At 61.5% G+C, this 20,291-nt stretch carries 13 protein-coding genes and 3 rRNA genes; all 16 read right to left on the reverse strand.

The annotated features are described in order from the left end of the window. Positions 1-44: 44 nt before the first annotated feature. The 16 genes from recN to argB all read right to left on the reverse strand — a co-directional run bounded on the left by recN (position 45) and on the right by argB (position 20,288). Complete coding sequence (gene recN / locus G557_RS0101695) at positions 45-1,775, reverse strand: DNA repair protein RecN (RefSeq protein WP_028244713.1); 1,731 nt, start codon at positions 1,773-1,775, stop codon at positions 45-47. Next, complete coding sequence (locus tag G557_RS0101700) at positions 1,772-2,710, reverse strand: NAD kinase (protein WP_028244714.1); 939 nt, start codon at positions 2,708-2,710, stop codon at positions 1,772-1,774. Before G557_RS0101700 ends, recN begins: the two co-directional genes overlap by 4 nt. Next, positions 2,707-3,510 (reverse strand): TlyA family RNA methyltransferase, encoded by an 804-nt coding sequence (locus tag G557_RS0101705; RefSeq protein ID WP_051224078.1) that lies wholly within the window; start codon positions 3,508-3,510, stop codon positions 2,707-2,709. Before G557_RS0101705 ends, G557_RS0101700 begins: the two co-directional genes overlap by 4 nt. Next, positions 3,510-3,692, reverse strand: a complete 183-nt coding sequence (locus tag G557_RS0101710) for a hypothetical protein (protein ID WP_028244716.1) — start codon at positions 3,690-3,692, stop codon at positions 3,510-3,512. The genes G557_RS0101705 and G557_RS0101710 overlap by 1 nt, the downstream gene beginning before the upstream one ends. A gap of 10 nt (positions 3,693-3,702) precedes the next feature. Further along, positions 3,703-4,749, reverse strand: coding sequence for an HAD-IIA family hydrolase (locus G557_RS11005; RefSeq protein WP_084626906.1), 1,047 nt, complete (start codon positions 4,747-4,749; stop codon positions 3,703-3,705). A gap of 21 nt (positions 4,750-4,770) precedes the next feature. After that, a complete protein-coding gene (locus G557_RS0101720; protein WP_028244717.1) occupies positions 4,771-6,201 on the reverse strand; it encodes an amidase in 1,431 nt (476 codons plus the stop codon). Positions 6,202-6,234: 33 nt separating this feature from the next. After that, positions 6,235-7,104 (reverse strand): hypothetical protein, encoded by an 870-nt coding sequence (locus G557_RS11010; protein WP_051224081.1) that lies wholly within the window; start codon positions 7,102-7,104, stop codon positions 6,235-6,237. 64 nt (positions 7,105-7,168) lie between these two features. Further along, a 5S ribosomal RNA gene (rrf, locus tag G557_RS0101730) occupies positions 7,169-7,285 on the reverse strand. A 122-nt stretch (positions 7,286-7,407) separates the two neighbouring features. Next, positions 7,408-10,509 (reverse strand): 23S ribosomal RNA (locus G557_RS0101735). Between the two features lie 462 nt (positions 10,510-10,971). Next, positions 10,972-12,492 (reverse strand): 16S ribosomal RNA (locus G557_RS0101740). Together the 16S, 23S and 5S rRNA genes form the textbook arrangement of a ribosomal RNA operon. Positions 12,493-13,058: 566 nt before the next feature. Further along, a complete protein-coding gene (tyrS, locus tag G557_RS11015) occupies positions 13,059-14,384 on the reverse strand; it encodes a tyrosine--tRNA ligase (protein WP_245542754.1) in 1,326 nt (441 codons plus the stop codon). Positions 14,385-14,424: 40 nt separating this feature from the next. Further along, a complete protein-coding gene (argH, locus tag G557_RS0101750) occupies positions 14,425-15,855 on the reverse strand; it encodes an argininosuccinate lyase (RefSeq protein WP_028244718.1) in 1,431 nt (476 codons plus the stop codon). 3 nt (positions 15,856-15,858) lie between these two features. After that, positions 15,859-17,172 carry an argininosuccinate synthase gene (locus G557_RS11020; RefSeq protein WP_051224087.1) on the reverse strand — a complete coding sequence of 438 codons (1,314 nt, stop codon included), beginning with the start codon at positions 17,170-17,172 and terminating at the stop codon, positions 15,859-15,861. 64 nt (positions 17,173-17,236) lie between these two features. After that, entirely contained in the window at positions 17,237-18,160 is a 924-nt protein-coding gene (gene argF / locus G557_RS0101760; protein ID WP_028244719.1) for an ornithine carbamoyltransferase, read from the reverse strand. Next, complete coding sequence (locus G557_RS0101765) at positions 18,157-19,338, reverse strand: acetylornithine transaminase (protein ID WP_028244720.1); 1,182 nt, start codon at positions 19,336-19,338, stop codon at positions 18,157-18,159. Before G557_RS0101765 ends, argF begins: the two co-directional genes overlap by 4 nt. Positions 19,339-19,346: 8 nt before the next feature. Further along, positions 19,347-20,288, reverse strand: coding sequence for an acetylglutamate kinase (gene argB, locus G557_RS11025; protein WP_051224090.1), 942 nt, complete (start codon positions 20,286-20,288; stop codon positions 19,347-19,349). Positions 20,289-20,291: the final 3 nt, after the last annotated feature.

Here is a 20,291-nt window from a genome sequence, read left to right on the forward strand (position 1 = left end):
ATCTCATGCCGTCGCCCGTGACAGCCGCCACAGACGTGATCGTGTCAGCTGTTGGGTCGTCTTCGTCGCTCGTCGGCCTGCACACGCGAATCGGCCAGCAGTTCACGGGCATGTGCCAGAGCGGTCTCGGTCACGGTGCCCGCGAGCATTCGGGCCAGCTCGGCTTCGCGCGCTGGGATGTCGAGCTGCCGCACCGTCGAAGCGACGGTCGCGTCGTCATCAGACTTGTGCACCAGCAGCTGTGTGTCTGCGAAGGCAGCCACCTGTGGCAGATGTGTGACGACCACGACCTGAGCGCTGCGCGCCAGCTCGGCCAGACGTCGGCCGATCTGCACTGCGGCGGCGCCACCCACGCCAGAGTCGACTTCGTCGAACACGAAGGTCGGTCGATCGGTGAGTTGGTCGCCTGTCTCGGTGCTGGCCAGTGCCAGCTCGAGAGCCAGCATCACTCGCGACAGCTCGCCGCCCGAGGCTGAAGAGGTCAGCGGCAGAGGTTGTGCGCCGGGATGCGCGGCGAGGGTGAATTCGATTCGGTCGCCTCCCTGCTCGTCGAGTGGCTGCTCGCTCAGACGCACCCCGAACTGTGCGTTTGGCAGGGCGAGCCCGGGCAGCTCCGCCGTCACCTCGGTGGCCAGTCGTTCGGCAGCTGCGGCTCTCGCCTCATGCAGACGGCTCGCCGCAAGGTCGCGGCGAGCGACAGCCGCAGCCAGCTGGTCTCTCAGCTGCAGCACCGTCTGTTGGTCGGCATCGAGCTCGACCAGACGTGCGCTGCCGGCGCCCAGCAGGTCAATGGCTCGGTCTATCGACCCGAACCGGCGTTCGAGATCACGCAGTGCCGCCACGCGTTCGTGCAGCTGGCTGATCTGTTCGGCGGTGACCTCGTCGAACGCACCGAGCACTGCGGTCAAGTCGCCCGCGATCTCCTGCAGATCGATGGCGGCGGCCTCGAGCCGTTCACCCAAGGCAGTGAGCTCGGCGTCGTCTGCCCCACCGAGTTCGCGCGCGGCCTCGCTGATCAGACCTGCCGCATCGGGGCGGCCGTCTGCTGACCAGTCGTCGCCAGAAACCAGCTGGTAGGCCGTCGTTGCGCGCCGCAGCAGGTCTTGGCGCGCGTCAATGCGGCGCAGTTTCGTCTCCAAAGCTTCGAGCTCGCCCGGCTGCGGGTCGATCTGTTCTACCGCTTCAACGTCGGCGCGCAACGCCACCGCTTCGGCCGCACGTGCGTCAGCTTGATCAAGCAGCGAGCGCAGTGAATGCTCGGTCTGTTGCCAGTCTCGATAGCCGGCACGATAGGCCGCACGCACCTCGGCCAGCGGCTCACCGCCAAATCGGTCGAGCAGCTCTCGCTGCTGCGTCGTGCTGCGCAACCGCAGCTGATCGCTCTGGCCATGAATCGAAATCAGCGGCGCCACAATCTCGGCCAGCACGCCGGTGGGCACCGCCCGCCCGCCCAGCCACGCACGTGAGCGTCCGGATTCACTGACCCGGCGATCCACCAGCAGCTCGTCATCATCGAGCTGCCCGCCGGTTTCGGCCACCGCGAGCGCAGTGTCGCCATTGGCCGGCACCAGAATGCGGCCGGTGACCTCGGCTTGGTTAGCTCCCACGCGCACCCGGCCGCGGTCGGCGCGGGCGCCCTGCAACAGCTGCAAAGCGGTGATCAGCATGGTCTTGCCAGCGCCGGTCTCTCCGGTGATCGCAGTGAAGCCGTCAGAGAGTTGCAGATTGGCTTCGCGCACCACTCCGAGGTCTCGTAGCGTGATCTCCTCGATCATGCGCCATCTACCTCGGTCTCGTGCGACTGCCCGTGCTGCTGCTTCCAGCTGGCCGAGGGCAGCGAGAACTTGCCCACCAGCCGGTCGACGAACGACGAGATGCGAAGCCTGGCCAGCCGCACCGGCGTCTCTGATCGACTGATCGTCACGAGCGCTCCGGCTGGAATGGTCTGCTGGCGGCGCCCGTCCGCCCAGGAAACGGCTCCGTCGATGTCTTCGCTCAACTGCACGCTCACCGTGTGCTGCGGTGCGATCACCAGCGGCCTGGCGAATAGCGCGTGCGCATTCAACGGCACGAACAGCAGGGCCTGCACGCTCGGCCAGACAATTGGGCCGCCGGCAGAGAATGAGTATGCGGTCGAGCCGGTGGGCGTCGAGACCATGACCCCGTCGCAACCGAATCCGGTGAGCGGGTGATCGTTGACGCTGATGCCCAACGTGATCATCTTGTTGCTGCGCGGCTTCTCGATGGTGATCTCGTTGAGGGCCCAGTCTTGAAAGAGCACTTCGCCATCGACGATCACTCGCATGGTCAGCGCCAGGCGCTCTTCCACTTCGTATTCTCGCCGCACCACGTGCTGCACTGCCTGCACAAGATCATCGCGCTCGCTCTCGGCCAAGAAGCCGACATGCCCGAGGTTGACCCCGAGAATCGGGGTGGCGTCGAAGCGCACTGTCTCGGCGGCGCGCAGGATGGTGCCGTCACCGCCCAGCACCATCACGAGTTCGAGATCGGGACCGGTGCAGTCGATGCCGAGCACTTCGTCACCGCCGACGTCGAGCCCCCATTCGACCAGTGGTTCGATACCCTCGGGCAGAAATACGGGAATCAGACCGGCTTCGCGCAGCAGACTGACGGCGACTGTGGTGGCCTTCAGTGCAACCTCACGTCTCGGGTGCACCACTAACAGCACACGACGGGGCGACTCAGTCACTGCGACCTCCTCTCGGTCAGCTGTGGCAGCAGCTGCCGCCACGGTATCTCTTGTGCGCGATCCGTGCTCAGCCAGATCGGGTACTCCTGATTGCCAGACTCTCCCGCAATGCGCGAGGCCACGACGCCGGCCACGGCCCAGCCCAGCTGTTCGGCGGCTACCGCGACGCGCTCGACGGCTGCCCGCTGCAACGCGGCATCACTGACCACACCGCCTCGTCCAAGGTTACCGCGCCCGACTTCGAACTGCGGTTTCACCAGCAGCACGGCGTCGGTCGGGTGCAGCTCAGTGGTGAGCGGTTCGAGTACCTGCGTCAGCGAGATGAACGACAGATCACCGACCAGGAGGTCAATGTGCTCCGGTGGATGCTCGGCGTGCGCCGGGCGCAGCTGGTCGCGTTTCAGCGTGCGCAGGTTGAGCCCCTCGATGTTCGTCACTTGCGGGTCAGCCGCCACGCTCGCAGCCAGCTGGTCGTGCCCGACGTCGACGGCGTAGACATGAGCACAGCCGCGCTCGCGCAGCACTTGGGTGAAGCCTCCGGTCGAAGCGCCGGCGTCAAGTGCGACGCGGCCGGTCACGTCAATGCCAAAGTCGTCGAGAGCGCCGATGAGTTTGAACGCGGCACGACCCACGTAGTGATGGTCGCCAGCAACCGTAATCGTCTGCTCGTCGGTGATGGCCGTGGCTGGTTTGAGTCTGGCGAGGCCGGGCACCGCTACTGCCCCGGCGTCAAGCAGGGCGCGAGCCTGGGGACGAGAGCGCGCGAGTCCGCGCTCGACCAGTGCTTGGTCGAGCCGCATCACGCCTCCAGCTGCGAGGCGGTGTCGGTCACATCGAGCTGATGCGAGAGGTCGTCGTAGAGCCGCTGATACTCGGCGGCTCGCTGCTCAAGCGGCAGCTGAGCGACCCGGTCGAGCGCAGAGACCAAGAGTGCACGGTCGATCTCAACGTCGCTGGTGCCCTGATCGGCCGGCCTGTTCATACTGGCGATTCTACCCGAGGCGACCGACCAGCTCCTCTGGCATACGCAGCGCAGAGGCTGGGGTCTCGCTGGTCCACACTGCGGCGGTGGCTGCTCGCAGCGTGTTCACATCTCTGGGGTCACCGCGGTCGATAATCACGTCGCTGCCGGCGATGATCACGGCGGCATCGCCGACGACGGCGCCGTTGGGCGCGATCTCGAGCAGCGGGTAGGGGCGGTGCAGATCGGCCAGGCTCGCCAGGATGTAGTCGGGTCGCTGCGATTCCTCGGCCTTCAGCAGCTCTGCGGCGCCGTCGACTCCGGTGAGCACCAGTGCCGACTCGATGCCCACCGTGCGCGCTCCCTGAATGTCGGTGTCGAGTCGATCGCCGATGAACAGCGGATTGCGGGTCTTGAACCGAGTGATCGCCACATCGTAAATGGGGCGCTCGGGTTTGCCGGCAATCTTGGGAAAGGTTCCGGTGGCGGTATGCACGGCAGAGAGCAGTGTGCCGTTGCCCGGGGCGAGACCACGTTCGTTGGGCAGCGTCCAGTCTTGATTCGTGCCGATCCAGGCCGCACCGGCGGCAACAGCGTATGCAGCCTCGGCCAAGTCGCTCCACTGCACGTCTTTGGCAAAGCCCTGTACGACGGCTTTCGTCTGCTCAGTTGCGGTGCGTGTGATCGCGAACCCGGCAGCCTCCACCTCTTCCAGCAGGCCAGGGCCGCCCACCACGAGCACCTCATCGCCCGGCTCGAGTTCTTCGAACAGCATGGGCACCGCCGCTTGCGGGCTCGTCACCACGTCGCGCTCGGCGACACTCAGGCCGAGTTCGGTGAGGTGTTCGGCAACCGTGCGCGCTGGCCGTGAGGCATTGTTGGTCAGATAGGCGATCGTGAAGCCGAGCGCCTGCGCGGCGTTCAACGCGTCAATCGCGCCCGGCACGGGGTTCGGGCCGCGGTACACCACGCCGTCGAGGTCGGCGAGCACTGCGTCGTGACCGGCCAGCGGCGACTCGGCAGGAGCTTCGGGAAGGGCGGGGGCATCATCCTGACGACGACGGAACAGTGCAGACATGACCGCAAGTCTACCGATTCGTCAGCAGGCGTCGATCGACGGCCGCAGCGCAAACACTTCACCCGCCAGCTCCAACCCACGGGCCAGCTCCAACAGCCGTGCTTCATCGCCGATGTGGCCGATCAGCTGCACGCCGATCGGTAGACCGTCAGCAGCCAGGCCTGTGGGCAGGGTGATCGCCGGAGCGCCCAGCACGTTGACGAACGATGTGAACGGTGTGAACTGACACTGCTGCGCGAAATTGCGCCGGGCATCCACCGGGTCGTACCAGCCATTGGGGCGCGCGGTGTCAGCTAGCGCGGGGGTGAGCACAGCATCCCATGGGGTGAATTGCGTTTCGACTCGTTCGGCGTAGCCACGCAGCAGCTGCAGCGCCTGTTGTATGTCGGCTTCGACCACGGTACGCCCCTGGGCCACGAGCCAGGCAGTCAGCGGCTCGAGCAGCGACGTGTCGACGTCTGCGGGCACTGCTGCAGCTGCGCCCGCCTGCCACAGCACCGAAAAAGCGGCGCCATAGCGGTCTTCCTCGACCAGACGGATGCGCTGCACCTCATGTCCTTGGTCAGCGAGCGCTGCTGCGATTTCCTCGGTTCGCGACCGAATCTCAGCAGTCACGGTGATGTCGGTGAAGGCGTCCCATGGGCTGCCCTCGAGCAGCGCCACTCTGGCGTGCGAGGCCGGACCGTCTTGCTGAAGCAGCCGATCGGTCAGCGCCGTCGTGGGTGCCGCCGAGCCCCCGCTCAGTCTGGCATCGGCCCACACCAAGCCTTCGGACAGCAGCGCCGCATCGGTCACATCGTGTGCGATGCAGCCTTCGACGATCAGCCCCGACGCAGACTCGGCCACTGTCAGCGCAGCCGTGCGGCCTCTCGAGTGTTTCAAACCAACCAGCCCACAACTGGCTGCGGGAATGCGCACCGATCCTCCGCCATCCGTGCCAATAGCGAAAGGCAGCATACCCGCGCTGACGGCAGCAGCCGCGCCACCGCTCGAGCCGCCCGCATTGCGATCGAGGCGCCAGGGGTTGTGCGCCGTGGGCCAGTCGAGTGGCTCGGTGTAGCAGGGCAGCCCGAATTCCGGCACGCTCGTGCGGCCCAGGCTGACCATGCCGGCGCGGTCGGCCAGCTGCAGCAGCCGATGGGTGCGGCGGGCGGGGTGCGGCGAATTCGCCCGAGACCCAAAACCGGTCACTGCCCCGGCCCGGTCATAGAGATCTTTATCGCCACCGGGCAGTCCCCAGAGCGGTCCACGCTCCTCTGGAGGTTGCCGATACAAGTCGTCGAGCTGCATGGCGGCAAGCGCTGGGTCGTGTTGGGAAAACGCGCCCACGAACGCGTCTCGCGCCGCAATCGCTTCGGTGAAGGCCACAGCGACCTCCCGCGGTGACACCGCGCCGACGCGCAGCAGATCGCGCAACGCAACAGCGCTCAGTTCGGTCAGATCGGCAGTCATACTGGCATCATTGCCTCAGGATGCTGGCGACGGTCACTCGGCGATCTCGCCCAGGTCAGTGACCAAGTCGTCTTCGCTGCCACTCGCCGAGGGATTGCGTGCCTCCCATGCCGCTTCGGCGAGGCGGGCGCGCCGCGCCCAGTCAGCCGCTGCGGAGTCGCCGAGTTCTTCGAGCACATCAGCGTACGCCTCAAACAGTCGAGCGCTATAGGAGTAGGCGACGTCAGGGTTCAGCTCGTCAATCTCCAGCGCCGCACGCGCCTGCGCCAGATCGTGCTTATCGCGCCAGGCACCACTTACCACGATCGCGAGCTCAACCCGCACAACAGCTGGCAAGGCAACAAGATCAGTCTCTTCGGCAAGCTGAATCGCATCATCAGGGCGCCCCAGACCACGTTCAGTGTCTGCAATGATGGCAAGATTCGACTGGTCGCCGGTGATGCGGCGGTGTGCGCGCAGCTCACGCAGGGCCAGCGCCCAATCCTGATTTCGATATGCGCTGAGCCCAGCGATCTCACGCACGATGCCAACACGGCCAGCGCGTTTGACCGCTGCCTGCGCGTACAGTGAGGCCTCTGCCGGGTCGTTCTCAAGATTGGCCAGAGCGACAGCGAGCTGACGGGCCACAACCTCGGCGTTCTCTTTCGCCAGCGTCTTGAGCTCGACGCGCATGTTGAACGGCAGATCGGCAACACGAACGGATGCCGGCAGCTCCGGTTCATCGCGACGGCTGGTCGGTTCCTCCGTGCGACGCGAGTCGGGCCGACCCTTTTGCCCGCCCTTGTGCTGTCCTCGCTTCTGGAAGTCAGACTTCTTGCCACGGAAGTTCCCTGAACCGCCGCGCTTCGGGCGCCCTGAGGCGTCTTTGCCGCGGCGTGCCCGGTCGTCCTGGTGCTCGTTCATGAGTCCTCCCAAAAGTGCTGTTAAATGCAGAATGGCCACCCGAAGGTGGCCATTCTGAAGTTAAGTCCGGCGGTGTCCTACTCTCCCACAAGGTCCCCCTTGCAGTACCATCGGCGCTGTGAGGCTTAGCTTCCGGGTTCGGAATGTAACCGGGCGTTTCCCTCACGCTATGGCCGCCGAAACACTTATTGATTTATCAATCGGTTTCGTCAGCGAGATGAGCGATGCTCATCAAGCGATAAACAGATTCCCGACCATAAATCGGGAACCACAAAGTGGACGCGAACATCTCGGATAGAAAATGTTATCAAGTTATCGGACTATTAGTACCGGTCAGCTCCACACATTACTGTGCTTCCACATCCGGCCTATCAACCCAGTGGTCTGCTGGGGTCCTCTCGCCATAAGGCTTGGAAATCTCATCTTGAGGCCGGCTTCCCGCTTAGATGCTTTCAGCGGTTATCCATTCCCAACGTAGCCAACCAGCCATGCTCCTGGCGGAACAACTGGCACACCAGAGGTTGGTCCATCTCGGTCCTCTCGTACTAGAGACAGATCCTCTCAAATTTCCTACGCACGCAGCGGATAGGGACCGAACTGTCTCACGACGTTCTGAACCCAGCTCGCGTACCGCTTTAATGGGCGAACAGCCCAACCCTTGGGACCAACTCCAGCCCCAGGATGCGACGAGCCGACATCGAGGTGCCAAACCATGCCGTCGATATGGACTCTTGGGCAAGATCAGCCTGTTATCCCCGAGGTACCTTTTATCCGTTGAGCGACAGCGCTTCCACAAGCCACTGCCGGATCACTAGTCCCGACTTTCGTCCCTGCTCGAGATGTCTCTCTCACAGTCAAGCTCCCTTGTGCACTTACACTCGACACCTGATTGCCAACCAGGTTGAGGGAACCTTTGGGCGCCTCCGTTACTTTTTGGGAGGCAACCGCCCCAGTTAAACTACCCATCAGGCACTGTCCCTGACCCGGATCACGGGTCGAAGTTAGATATCCAAAACAGTCAGAGTGGTATTTCAACAACGACTCCACAACCACTGGCGTGGCCGCTTCAAAGTCTCCCACCTATCCTACACAGACTGCACCGAATACCAATACCAAACTATAGTAAAGGTCACGGGGTCTTTCCGTCCTGCTGCGCGTAACGAGCATCTTTACTCGTAGTGCAATTTCGCCGAGTTCGCGGTTGAGACAGCTGGGAAGTCGTTACGCCATTCGTGCAGGTCGGAACTTACCCGACAAGGAATTTCGCTACCTTAGGATGGTTATAGTTACCACCGCCGTTTACTGGGGCTTAAATTCTAGGCTTCGCCGAAGCTAACCCTTCCTCTTAACCTTCCAGCACCGGGCAGGCGTCAGTCCGTATACATCGTCTTGCGACTTCGCACGGACCTGTGTTTTTGATAAACAGTCGCTTCCCACTGGTCTCTGCGGCCCTGGGACGCTCGAGGAGTAAATCCTGTCACGTCTAGGGCCCCCCTTCTCCCGAAGTTACGGGGGCATTTTGCCGAGTTCCTTAACCACGATTCTCTCGATCTCCTTGGTATTCTCTACCTAACCACCTGAGTCGGTTTGGGGTACGGGCGGCTAGAACCTCACGTCGATGCTTTTCTCGGCAGCATAGGATCACCCACTTCGCACATACGTGCTCACCATCAGATCTCAGCCTATATGAGAGACGGATTTGCCTATCTCTCGGCCTACATCCTTAGACGGGGACAACCATCGCCCCGCGGAGGCTACCTTCCTGCGTCACACCTGAGATACGTTAGCCTTGCCAGCGTAGGGTCGAACGCTAGGCCTCTTTCTCTCCCCGAAGGGAAAGCCAGAGGATTCGGGTTCTTAGCATTACTGGGTCGGCTTGGACGGTTCTTTGCCGGTACGGGAATATCAACCCGTTGTCCATCGACTACGCCTGTCGGCCTCGTCTTAGGTCCCGACTTACCCAGGGCGGATTAGCCTGGCCCTGGAAACCTTGGTTATTCGGAGGACGGGTTTCTCGCCCGTCATTCGCTACTCATGCCTGCATTCTCACTCGTGTAGGCTCCACCGCTGGGTTACCCCGCTGCTTCACTGCCCACACGACGCTCTCCTACCCATCCAGACGACTGGACCACGAAGGCCTATCTAATATCTGAATGCCACAACTTCGGCGGTATGCTTGAGCCCCGTTACATTGTCCGCGCAGAATCACTTGACCAGTGAGCTATTACGCACTCTTTCAAGGGTGGCTGCTTCTAAGCCAACCTCCTGGTTGTCACTGCAACTCCACATCGTTTCCCACTTAGCATACGCTTGGGGGCCTTAGTTGGTGGTCTGGGTTGTTTCCCTCTCGACGATGAAGCTTATCCCCCACCGTCTCACTGCCATGTTCTCACTTACCGGCATTCGGAGTTTGGCTGACGTCAGTAACCCTGTGGGGCCCATTAGCCATCCAGTAGCTCTACCTCCGGTAAGAAACACATGACGCTGCACCTAAATGCATTTCGGAGAGAACCAGCTATCACGAAGTTTGATTGGCCTTTCACCCCTATCCACAGCTCATCCCCTCAGTTTTCAACCTAAGTGGGTTCGGTCCTCCACGCGGTCTTACCCGCGCTTCAACCTGGCCATGGATAGATCACTTCGCTTCGGGTTTAGAACATGCGACTACGACGCCCTATTCAGACTCGCTTTCGCTACGGATTCCCCTCACGGGTTAACCTCGCCACATATCACTAACTCGCAGGCTCATTCTTCAAAAGGCACGCTGTCACACCTACTAGGGTGCTCCAACGGATTGTAAGCAAACGGTTTCAGGTACTATTTCACTCCCCTCCCGGGGTACTTTTCACCTTTCCCTCACGGTACTTGTCCGCTATCGGTCATCTGGGAGTATTTAGGCTTACCAGGTGGTCCTGGCAGATTCACACGGGATTTCTCGGGCCCCGTGATACTTGGGATACTTCTCGAAGGTTCATAACATTTCGTCTACGGGGTTTGCACCCTCTATGACTGGCCTTTCAATGCCATTCGACTATGCTAATCATCTCTTCTTGTTGTTCAGCAGCACAACTGAAAAGTCCCGCAACCCCAGCCATGCAACGCCTGCTGGCTATCACACATGACCGGTTTGGCCTGTTCCGCGTTCGCTCGCCACTACTAACGGAATCACTAAATTGTTTTCTCTTCCTGTGGGTACTGAGATGTTTCACTTCCCCACGTTCCCTCCCGCTGCCCTATGTATTCAGACAGGGGTAACTGGATTCTTAGGCCCAGCTGGGTTTCCCCATTCGGAAATCCTCGGATCAAAGCCCGTTTATCGGCTCCCCGAGGCTTATCGCAGATTACTACGTCCTTCTTCGGCTCCAGATGCCAAGGCATCCACCGTTTGCTCTTAGAAACTTGACCACATAAGTAGCGAATCTTCATCTCTTCCAGGCAAGCCTGGGAGTGAATCGGATTCACCAGTGTTTGTCTTAGCTTCTTGGCTTTCGCCAGAAACAAAATTGACTACTATCCGACAGATTCAGAAGAATCTGTCTGATGCTCGCGTCCACTGTGTAGTTCTCAACTTACGGTCGGTACCGAACTCGTAGAAGCGATGCTTCGTAGAGGTTCGGTCCGTAACCAGAGGTCTTGCGACCTGCAGGTCTTGAGTGATCGTCCGGCTTGCGCCGTCCCGATCCCTCAGGACCCAACAGTGTGCACTCTGTCTCTTCACTAGATGAGCGTTCCGAGTCATTACTGACTGTACTGATCACACCTAGATTCAATCCAGAAGATGTCGATATTCCACCCTTGAGTGTTACCCGTTGAGCTTTTGGTGACTCAACGGCTCTAGAACACAGTTGTGTTCGAGATACTCCTTAGAAAGGAGGTGATCCAGCCGCACCTTCCGGTACGGCTACCTTGTTACGACTTAGTCCCAATCACCAGTCCCACCTTCGACGGCTCCCTCCAAAAGGTTGGGCCACCGGCTTCGGGTGTTACCGACTTTCGTGACTTGACGGGCGGTGTGTACAAGGCCCGGGAACGTATTCACCGCAGCGTTGCTGATCTGCGATTACTAGCGACTCCAACTTCATGGGGTCGAGTTGCAGACCCCAATCCGAACTGAGACCGGCTTTTTGGGATTCGCTCCACCTTGCGGTTTCGCAGCCCTCTGTACCGGCCATTGTAGCATGCGTGAAGCCCAAGACATAAGGGGCATGATGATTTGACGTCATCCCCACCTTCCTCCGTGTTGACCACGGCAGTCTCCCATGAGTTCCCACCATTACGTGCTGGCAACATAGGACGAGGGTTGCGCTCGTTGCGGGACTTAACCCAACATCTCACGACACGAGCTGACGACAACCATGCACCACCTGTATAGAGACCTTGCGGGGCGACTATCTCTAGCCGTTTCCTCTATATGTCAAGCCTTGGTAAGGTTCTTCGCGTTGCATCGAATTAATCCGCATGCTCCGCCGCTTGTGCGGGCCCCCGTCAATTCCTTTGAGTTTTAGCCTTGCGGCCGTACTCCCCAGGCGGGGCGCTTAATGCGTTAGCTACGACACGGAAACCGTGGAAAGGTCCCCACGTCTAGCGCCCAACGTTTACGGCATGGACTACCAGGGTATCTAATCCTGTTCGCTCCCCATGCTTTCGCTCCTCAGCGTCAGTTACGGCCCAGAGACCTGCCTTCGCCATTGGTGTTCTTCCTGATATCTGCGCATTCCACCGCTACACCAGGAGTTCCAGTCTCCCCTACCGCACTCTAGTCTGCCCGTACCCACTGCAGGCCCGAGGTTGAGCCTCGGGTTTTCACAGCAGACGCGACAAACCGCCTACGAGCTCTTTACGCCCAATAATTCCGGACAACGCTTGCGCCCTACGTATTACCGCGGCTGCTGGCACGTAGTTAGCCGGCGCTTTTTCTGCAGGTACCGTCACTTTCGCTTCTTCCCTGCTAAAAGGGGTTTACAACCCGAAGGCCGTCATCCCCCACGCGGCGTTGCTGCATCAGGCTTGCGCCCATTGTGCAATATTCCCCACTGCTGCCTCCCGTAGGAGTCTGGGCCGTGTCTCAGTCCCAATGTGGCCGGTCACCCTCTCAGGCCGGCTACCCGTCGTTGCCTTGGTGAGCCGTTACCTCACCAACAAGCTGATAGGCCGCGAGCTCATCCTTGACCGAAATTCTTTCCAGCTGCTACAGATGCCTGTACAGCTCGTATCCAGTATTAGCTACCGTTTCCAGCAGTTATCCCAGAGTCAAGGGCAGATTGCTCACGTGTTACTCACCCGTTCGCCACTAATCCACCGGAGCAAACTCCAGCTTCATCGTTCGACTTGCATGTGTTAAGCACGCCGCCAGCGTTCGTCCTGAGCCAGGATCAAACTCTCCGTAGAAAATTTGACTTGGCTATTCAGAATGTCATCTGACAATTCTGTCTATCCAAAAGGAATCTCACTTACAGAACCGAAGTTCTGAAGTCGAGGTTTTTGGTATCGACATGTGCACACTGTTGAGTTCTCAAGGATCGGATGCTTCCGGCCTTCGCAGTTCTGAGAAGAACTACTACCTGTCGGGGCAACTTCTCTAGTTTAGCACTTCGTGCTGCCTTGTCAAATCGGTGTGACACCGAAGTGGTTGGCAGCGGAAGCGCCGCTTGATCAGTTTACCTGATGTTTGTGACTTGTCAAATCGTGTGTTCGAAGCGAACTTCGAACGGCGCTTTGACCCGCCTCAAATATCAAGTTATCAATGATCAATCTCGCACACGAATATGACCGAGACTGTGCTTCATGCACATCCCCCGGACAATGTTTCCGTGTGGATGACATCCGAAAGTGTATCACATGATTTCCATCATGTTTCACATCATTTGGATGGTCCCGCTTGAGGCCTGAACTCTGAGAAGTTTTCAGCACCTTTGGGGTGACGAGTAGATACTCTACGCAACCACCCCATCCGGTCAAAATCCCGAACGCAACCCGGGCGTGTCGCCCGTGTTGACGCGGATTCCGGCCAGAGTCTTCTTGCCGCGGCGCAGCAGTGCGAAGCCGCCATTCAGCAGATCGTCAGCGCTGAGCTTCGCATCAGCGTCATCGACTTTGACGTTGTTGAGATAGAGCCCGCCCTGGGAGATGGCACGTCGTGCTTCGCCCGCGCTGCGGAACAGCTCAGTCTCTACTCCGATTGCTGACAGGGGTGTGCCGATCTCGACATCTGCGTGCGGCAGTTCATCGACTGCTGCCGCCAAGGTTGGAGCGTCAAGGGTAGCCAAGTCGCCTTGCCCGAACAGTGCCTCCGACGCAGCGATCACCGCATTCGCCTGAGACGCCCCGTGGGCGATGGCAGTGACCTCGAACGCGAGTCGCCGCTGAGCGGCACGGCGGAATGGCTCTTCAGCGACCAAGCGCTCATATTCAGTGATCTCTTCACGAGTGAGGAATGTGAACACTTTCAGCCGAGCGATCACATCAGCGTCATCAGTGTTCAGCCAGAACTGATAGAACGCGTACGGGCTGGTCAGCTCTGGATCGATCCAAATGGCGTTGCCCTCTGACTTGCCAAATTTGGTGCCGTCGGAGTTGGTGATCAACGGAGAGCCAAGCGCATGAACGCTCGCTCGCTCGACGCGGCGGATCAGGTCGACTCCTCCGACCAAGTTGCCCCATTGATCTTGACCGCCACTCTGAAGTGTCACTCCTTCGCGGCGGAAGAGTTCGAGGAAGTCGTTGGCCTGCAGCACCTGGTAGCTGAACTCTGTGTAGCTGATGCCGGCATCGGATTTGAGCCGCGCGGAGACGGCATCTTTGGCGAGCATCGCGCCGACACGGAAGTTTTTGCCGATGTCTCGCAGAAAGTCGATGGCGCTGAGCTGGGAGGTCCAGTCGAGGTTGTTGACCAGCCGCACCGCGTTGTCGCCCTCGTCGCTGAGGTATCCAGAGACCTGCGCCTGCAACTGCGTGACCCATTGGGCGACTTGATCGCGGGAATTGAGCGTGCGCTCAGCGGTAGGGCGAGGATCGCCGATCAAGCCGGTCGCGCCTCCGACCAACGCGTATGGCACGTTGCCCGCCAGCTGCAGGCGACGCATCAGCAGCAGCTGCACCAGGTGCCCCAAATGCAGACTGCCCGCGGTGGGGTCGAAGCCGCAATAGTACTTCACTGGCCCAGCGGCCAAGTCGGATCGCAACGCGTCGAGATCAGTACTGACCGAGATTAGCCCTCGCCAGACCAGCTCGTCGATGATCGAGTCAAAGCTGGTGTCGATCTGCTGCGTTGCCGGTTGCATCGCCTGGGTCACGGTATCTGTCTTTCGTCTGTGTGACGGATCAGGCGCCGGTCGCGCCGATTCGTTGAAGGGTGTCATGCAGGATGGCCGGTACAGCATCGAGCTGAGCCTGCACGCTGGATGCTGCGGTGCCGCCACGTCCGTTGCGCGCGTTGACCGAGCCGTTGACGGTGAGCACACTGCGCACCTCGGGCTTCAGCCGAGGGTCGATGGATGCGTACTGCTCGTCGCTGGGCTGATCGAGCGTCAGACCGCGCTGCTCGCAGAAGCTCACCAGCTCGCCGGAGATCTCATGTGCGTCGCGGAAGGGCGTGCCCTGTTTCACGAGCCATTCGGCCACGTCGGTGGCCAGGGAGAAGCCCGCCGGAGCAACCTCGGCCATGCGCGTCACGTTGAAACGAGCAGTGGCGACCATGCCGGCAAAGGCTGGCAGCAGCACTTCGAGCGTGTTCACTTGGTCGAAGACCGGCTCTTTGTCTTCTTGCAGATCGCGGTTGTAGGCCAAAGGCTGCGCCTTGAGTGTGGCCAGCAAACCGGCCAGATCACCGATCAGCCGACCGCTTTTGCCACGGGCCAGCTCGGCGATATCAGGGTTCTTCTTCTGCGGCATGATCGAGGAGCCCGTGGAGTACCCGTCATCGAGAGTGACAAAGTCGAACTCTGCGGTGTTCCAAATGATGATCTCCTCAGCGAATCGTGAGAGATCGATGCCGATCAGCGTGAGGATGAAGGAGAACTCGGCCACGACATCCCGCGACGCGGTGCCGTCGATCGAGTTGGCCACCGACGACGAGAAGCCGAGCTGCTCGGCGACCAGCTGGGGGTTGAGCCCCAACGTGTTGCCGGCGAGCGCTCCTGAGCCATAGGGTGACACATCGGCTCGGGCGCGCCAGTCTGCCAGGCGATCAAGATCACGGAGCAGCGGCCAGACATGCGCGAGCAGGTGATGCCCCAGCAGCACTGGCTGCGCGCTCTGCAGATGTGTGCGCCCCGGGAGTGGGTCGTTGATGTGGCGCGTGGCCTGCTCCACGAGCGCATCGATCACATGACGCACAAGGCCGGCGATGCGCACGGCATGATCTTTGGCGTACATGCGCACAAAAGTGGCGATCTGGTCGTTGCGGGAGCGTCCGGCTCGCAGCTTGCCGCCAAGTTCTGGCCCAGCGATCTCGATCAGTCCGCGTTCGAGGGCCGAATGCACGTCTTCGTCTTGCGGCTGCGCAACAAATGCGCCAGAGCGGACGCGTTCGGCGAGCTCGTCGAGGGCGGTGGTCATGCCCGCGAACTCGTCATCGGTGAGGTAGCCGGCTTGGTGCAGGGCAGCGGCATGTGCATGTGACCCCTGCAGGTCGTATGGCGCCAGCACCCAGTCGAACTGCGTCGAACGACTCAGCTCGGCAAGCGCCGGGGACGGCCCGTCACTGAACCGACCGCCCCACAGCGCACCAGCAGAACTCGCCTGCTCCGACAATGCTCAGCGCTCCTGCGTGCGCTCGACGGTCACCGGCTCAGCGGCTGCCTCAGCTGCTTCTGCAGCAGGCAGGCTCGCGGCCCCGGTGGCCTCAATCGAGACCGCGTCCTGTGACAGAGCCAGCGGGTTGTCTCGACGTGCAGCAATCTTGGAGGGCAGTGACCAGAGCTCGATGAAGCCCTTGGATGACTTGTGATCGAATGTGCCGCCCTCATCGTAGGTGACCAGGTTGAAGTCGTAGAGGCTCTGCGCCGAGCGACGCCCGGTGACCGTGGCGCGCCCGCCCTGCAGATGCAGTCGGATGTCACCCGAGACCACCTGCTGGGTCTCTTCGATGAACGCGTCGATGGCACGCTTGAGCCCGGAGAACCAGAGGCCGTCGTAGACCAGCTGGCTCCAGCGGTTCTCCAGGTCGCGCTTCGTGCGGTTGACATCGCGCTCAAGGGTGAGGTTCTCGAGCTCTTCGTGCGCGGTGATCAGTGCGATTGCGCCCGGAGCCTCGTACACCTCACGGCTCTTGATGCCCACCAGACGATCTTCAACCAAGTCGAGCCGCCCGACGCCCTCGTTGCCAGCCAGCACGTTGAGGCGCTCGACTGCCTGCAGCGGGGTGACCGCCTGGCCGTCGATGGCCACGGGAATGCCCTGCTTGAACGTGATCGTCACCTCGACGCCCTCGCGAGACGCCTCAGCGGGGTTCTTGGAGTAGGTGTAGAGATCTTCGATCGGTGCGTTCCAGGGATCTTCGAGGAAGCCGGTCTCGACTGCCTTGCCCCAGACGTTCTGGTCGATGGAGTACGGGCTCTTCTTCGACTGCTTGATCGGCAGCTGGTGCACCGCGGCGTACTCGATGGCGCGGTCGCGGGTGAGTTCGAGGTCGCGGATGGGCGCGATGGTGGCCAGGTCGGGGCCGAGCGCGGCCACCGCAGCCTCAAAGCGCACCTGGTCGTTGCCCTGACCGGTGCAGCCGTGAGCCACGGTATCGGCACCCAGCTCGCGTGCGGTCTGCACAAGGTACTTAGAGATGATCGGGCGTGACAGCGCCGAAACCAACGGGTAGCTGCGCTGGTACGCAGCGTTGGCCTTGAGCGCAGGCATCAGGTAGTCGCGAGCGAACTCTTCTTTGACGTCGGCGACCACTGCGTCGACCGCGCCACAAGCGAGCGCGCGCTGGCGGATCTCTTCGAGATCTTCACCACCCTGACCCACGTCTACCGCCAGTGCGACGACGTCTTTGCCAGTGCGCTCCTTGAGCCAGCCGATCGCGACAGAGGTGTCGAGACCGCCAGAGTACGCGAGAACGATGCGATCAGTCATGTGTTTCCTGTGCTCCTTCAGACCATGCCGCCGATGCGGCTTCTGCAATTGTACGTGGTGGGGGTCACTGCTGGGCGAGCAGCCACGCCATGAGCCCCTTCTGCGCGTGCAGTCGGTTCTCGGCTTCGTCCCAGACGACGCTCCGTGGCCCGTCGATCACCGAGGCTGCGACTTCATAGCCACGGTACGCCGGCAGGCAGTGCAGGAAGATCGCCTCGGAATCGGCTAAGGCGAACAGCTCGTCGTCAACTTGATAGTCGGTGAACAGCTGCTGCCGCTCGGCCTTCTCGGACTCCTGCCCCATTGACACCCAGGTGTCGGTGATCACGACGTCGGCGTCAGCGACGGCCTTGCGCGGGTCGGTGCCGACCCAGACGGAGCCCCCGGTTTCGGCGGCGCGTGCCTCGGCGTCGGCCACCACATCGGCACGGGGCAGATAGCCTTCAGGGCCGGCGACGCACACATGCATGCCCGCGGTGGCCCCACCCAGCAAGTAGGAGTTGGCCATGTTGTTGGCTGCGTCGCCCACATACGCGAGGGTGAGACCGGCCAGCCTCCCTTTGTGCTCGCGGATGGTGAGCAGGTCGGCGAGGATCTGGCAGGGATGGAAGTCATCGCTCAAGGCGTTGATGACCGGCACTCGCGAGTTCTCTGCCATCTCTTCAAGACCGCTCTGTGCATAGGTGCGCCAAATGATCAGCGCGACCATTCGCTCGAGCACGTGCGCGGTATCGGCGATGGACTCTTTGCCACCGAGCTGACTCACCTGAGATTCGACGATCAGCGGAGACCCGCCGAGATCGGCAATACCGGTGGCGAACGACACCCGAGTGCGGGTCGAGGTCTTGTCGAAGAAGACCGCCGCTGTCTGTGGCCCGGCCAGCGGTTTCAGCGAGAAGCGATCTGCCTTGAGCGCAGCAGCGAGGTCGAGCACCTCCGCCTGCTCGGCAGCAGTCAGGTCATCGTCACGGAGGAGGTGTCGAGTCATGCGCTCAGCCTTTCAGCAGTCAGTGTCCAGCGGTCGAGGAACTCGGCCACCTCGGCTTCGCCGATGATCAGCGGCGGAGCCAGTCGAATGGTTCGATCATCAGGTGCGTTGACGATCAGCCCTTCTTCGAGCGCCGCACGCACAAAGGCATGGGCGACCGGCTGGGCCAGCTGCACCCCGATCAGCAGGCCGCGCCCACGCACGCCTGCCACGAGTGGCAGCTCCGGAAGCGCGTCGCGCAGGCGAGACGACTGACGTGCGACGTTCTCAAGCAACCCTTCGTCTTCGATGGCACGAATGACCGCGCGACCAGCAGAGGTGGCCAACGGATTGCCGCCGAAGGTGGTGCCGTGCTCGCCGGCCTTGAGCACGCTGCTGGCCTCTCCGGTGGTGACCAGCGCACCGATTGGCACACCGCCGCCCAAGCCCTTCGCCAAGGTGAATGCATCAGGCACGATGCCCTCTTGCTGGAAGGCGAACCACGTGCCGGTGCGTGCCACTCCGGTCTGCACCTCGTCGATGATCAGCAGTGCACCCGCGTTGCGGGTCAGTTCACGAGCGCGAGCCAAGTACCCCTCGGGCAGCGGCAGCACGCCGGCTTCGCCCTGCACCGGCTCGACGAACAGCGCGGCGACGGTATCGTCGATGCTGTGCTCGAGAGCCTCAATGGTGGCCGGGATGAACTCGACGTCGCTGGCCAGCGGCTCAAAAGTCTCGCGCAGGGCGGGCTTCCAGGTCAGCGAGAGAGCTCCCAGGCTGCGGCCATGGAAGGCGTGATCGAGAGCGAGCACCCGCGTGCGTTCTGGGTGACGATGCCGCCAGGCGCGAGCCAGCTTATACGCGGCTTCATTGGCTTCAGTGCCACTGTTCGCGAAGAAAACCCGGCCCTCGCTCGGGTCGTCTGCCACACGGAGAAGGTCTTCAGCCAACCCGATCTGCGACGCCGAGGTGAAGTAGTTCGAGACATGGATGACCCGTTCGGCCTGCTCGCTGATCGCACGTACCAGCCCAGGATGCGCATGGCCCAGTGAAGAAACGGCAATGCCAGCGAGAAAGTCGAGGTAACGACAACCCTCGGAATCGTAGATCCACGCGCCGCGACCGTGGTCGAACTCTCGCATCGGGCTGCCGAACACTGGGAGCAGATGCTCGGCGTATTCTTCTTGCCATTGGCTCATGGGTCTGGTTATTCCTTTGTCTCTGGTGTGGCTGTAAGTTCTGGGGCTGCGGTGGCGGTGACTTCGGTGCCGATTCCCCGGTCGGTGAAGATCTCGAGCAGAACCGAGTGTGGAACGCGACCGTCAACGACCGCCGCAGTGTCGACGCCGCCTTCGACCGCATCGAGGCACGCTCGCATTTTGGGGATCATGCCCGAAGCCAGCCCAGGCAGCAGCTCGGTCAGCTCGCTCGCGGTCAGGGAGGAGATCAGGCTCGAGGTGTCAGGCCAGTTTCGGTACAGACCCGGCACGTTCGTCAGCAGCACCAGCTTGGCTGCGCCGAGGGCAACCGCCAGTGACGCGGCAGCAGCATCTGCGTTGACGTTCAGCGAGTCTTCAGGGTGGTCGCCGTCTGGAGCGATGGATGAGACCACCGGAACCCGACCGGCGTCAAGCTGAGCCTGCACAATCGTGGGATCGACTGCGACGACTTCGCCCACGAGGCCCAAGTCGAGCGGCTCGCCCTGATCGTCTGTCGTGACTCGTGCACCCGTAAACAGGCCGGCGTCTTCGCCGGAGATCGCCACGGCAATCGGCCCGTGCCGGTTGATACGGCCGACGATGTCTCTGGAGACCTGCCCAGTGAGCACCATGCGCACCACATCGAGCGCTTCGGGAGAGGTGTACCGGTAGCCGCCGCGAAACTCGCTGGCGATATCAAGCCGTTCGAGCATCCGAGTGATCTGCGGCCCACCGCCATGAACCACCACCGGACGAATGCCCACCATGCTGAGATACACGACATCTTGCGCAAACGCATCGAGCAGCGCTGGATCGGTCATGGCGTTGCCGCCGAACTTGATCACGAAGGTCTCGCCGTGGAACCGCTGCAGCCAGGGCAGCGACTCGATCAGCGTGCTGGCTTTGATCGCAGCCAAGTGCTGCTCATCGGCGTCTTTCTGATCGATCATTGC

The sequence above is a fragment of the Pseudoclavibacter soli DSM 23366 genome (genome assembly GCF_000423505.1).
Classification (GTDB): domain Bacteria; phylum Actinomycetota; class Actinomycetes; order Actinomycetales; family Microbacteriaceae; genus Pseudoclavibacter_A; species Pseudoclavibacter_A soli.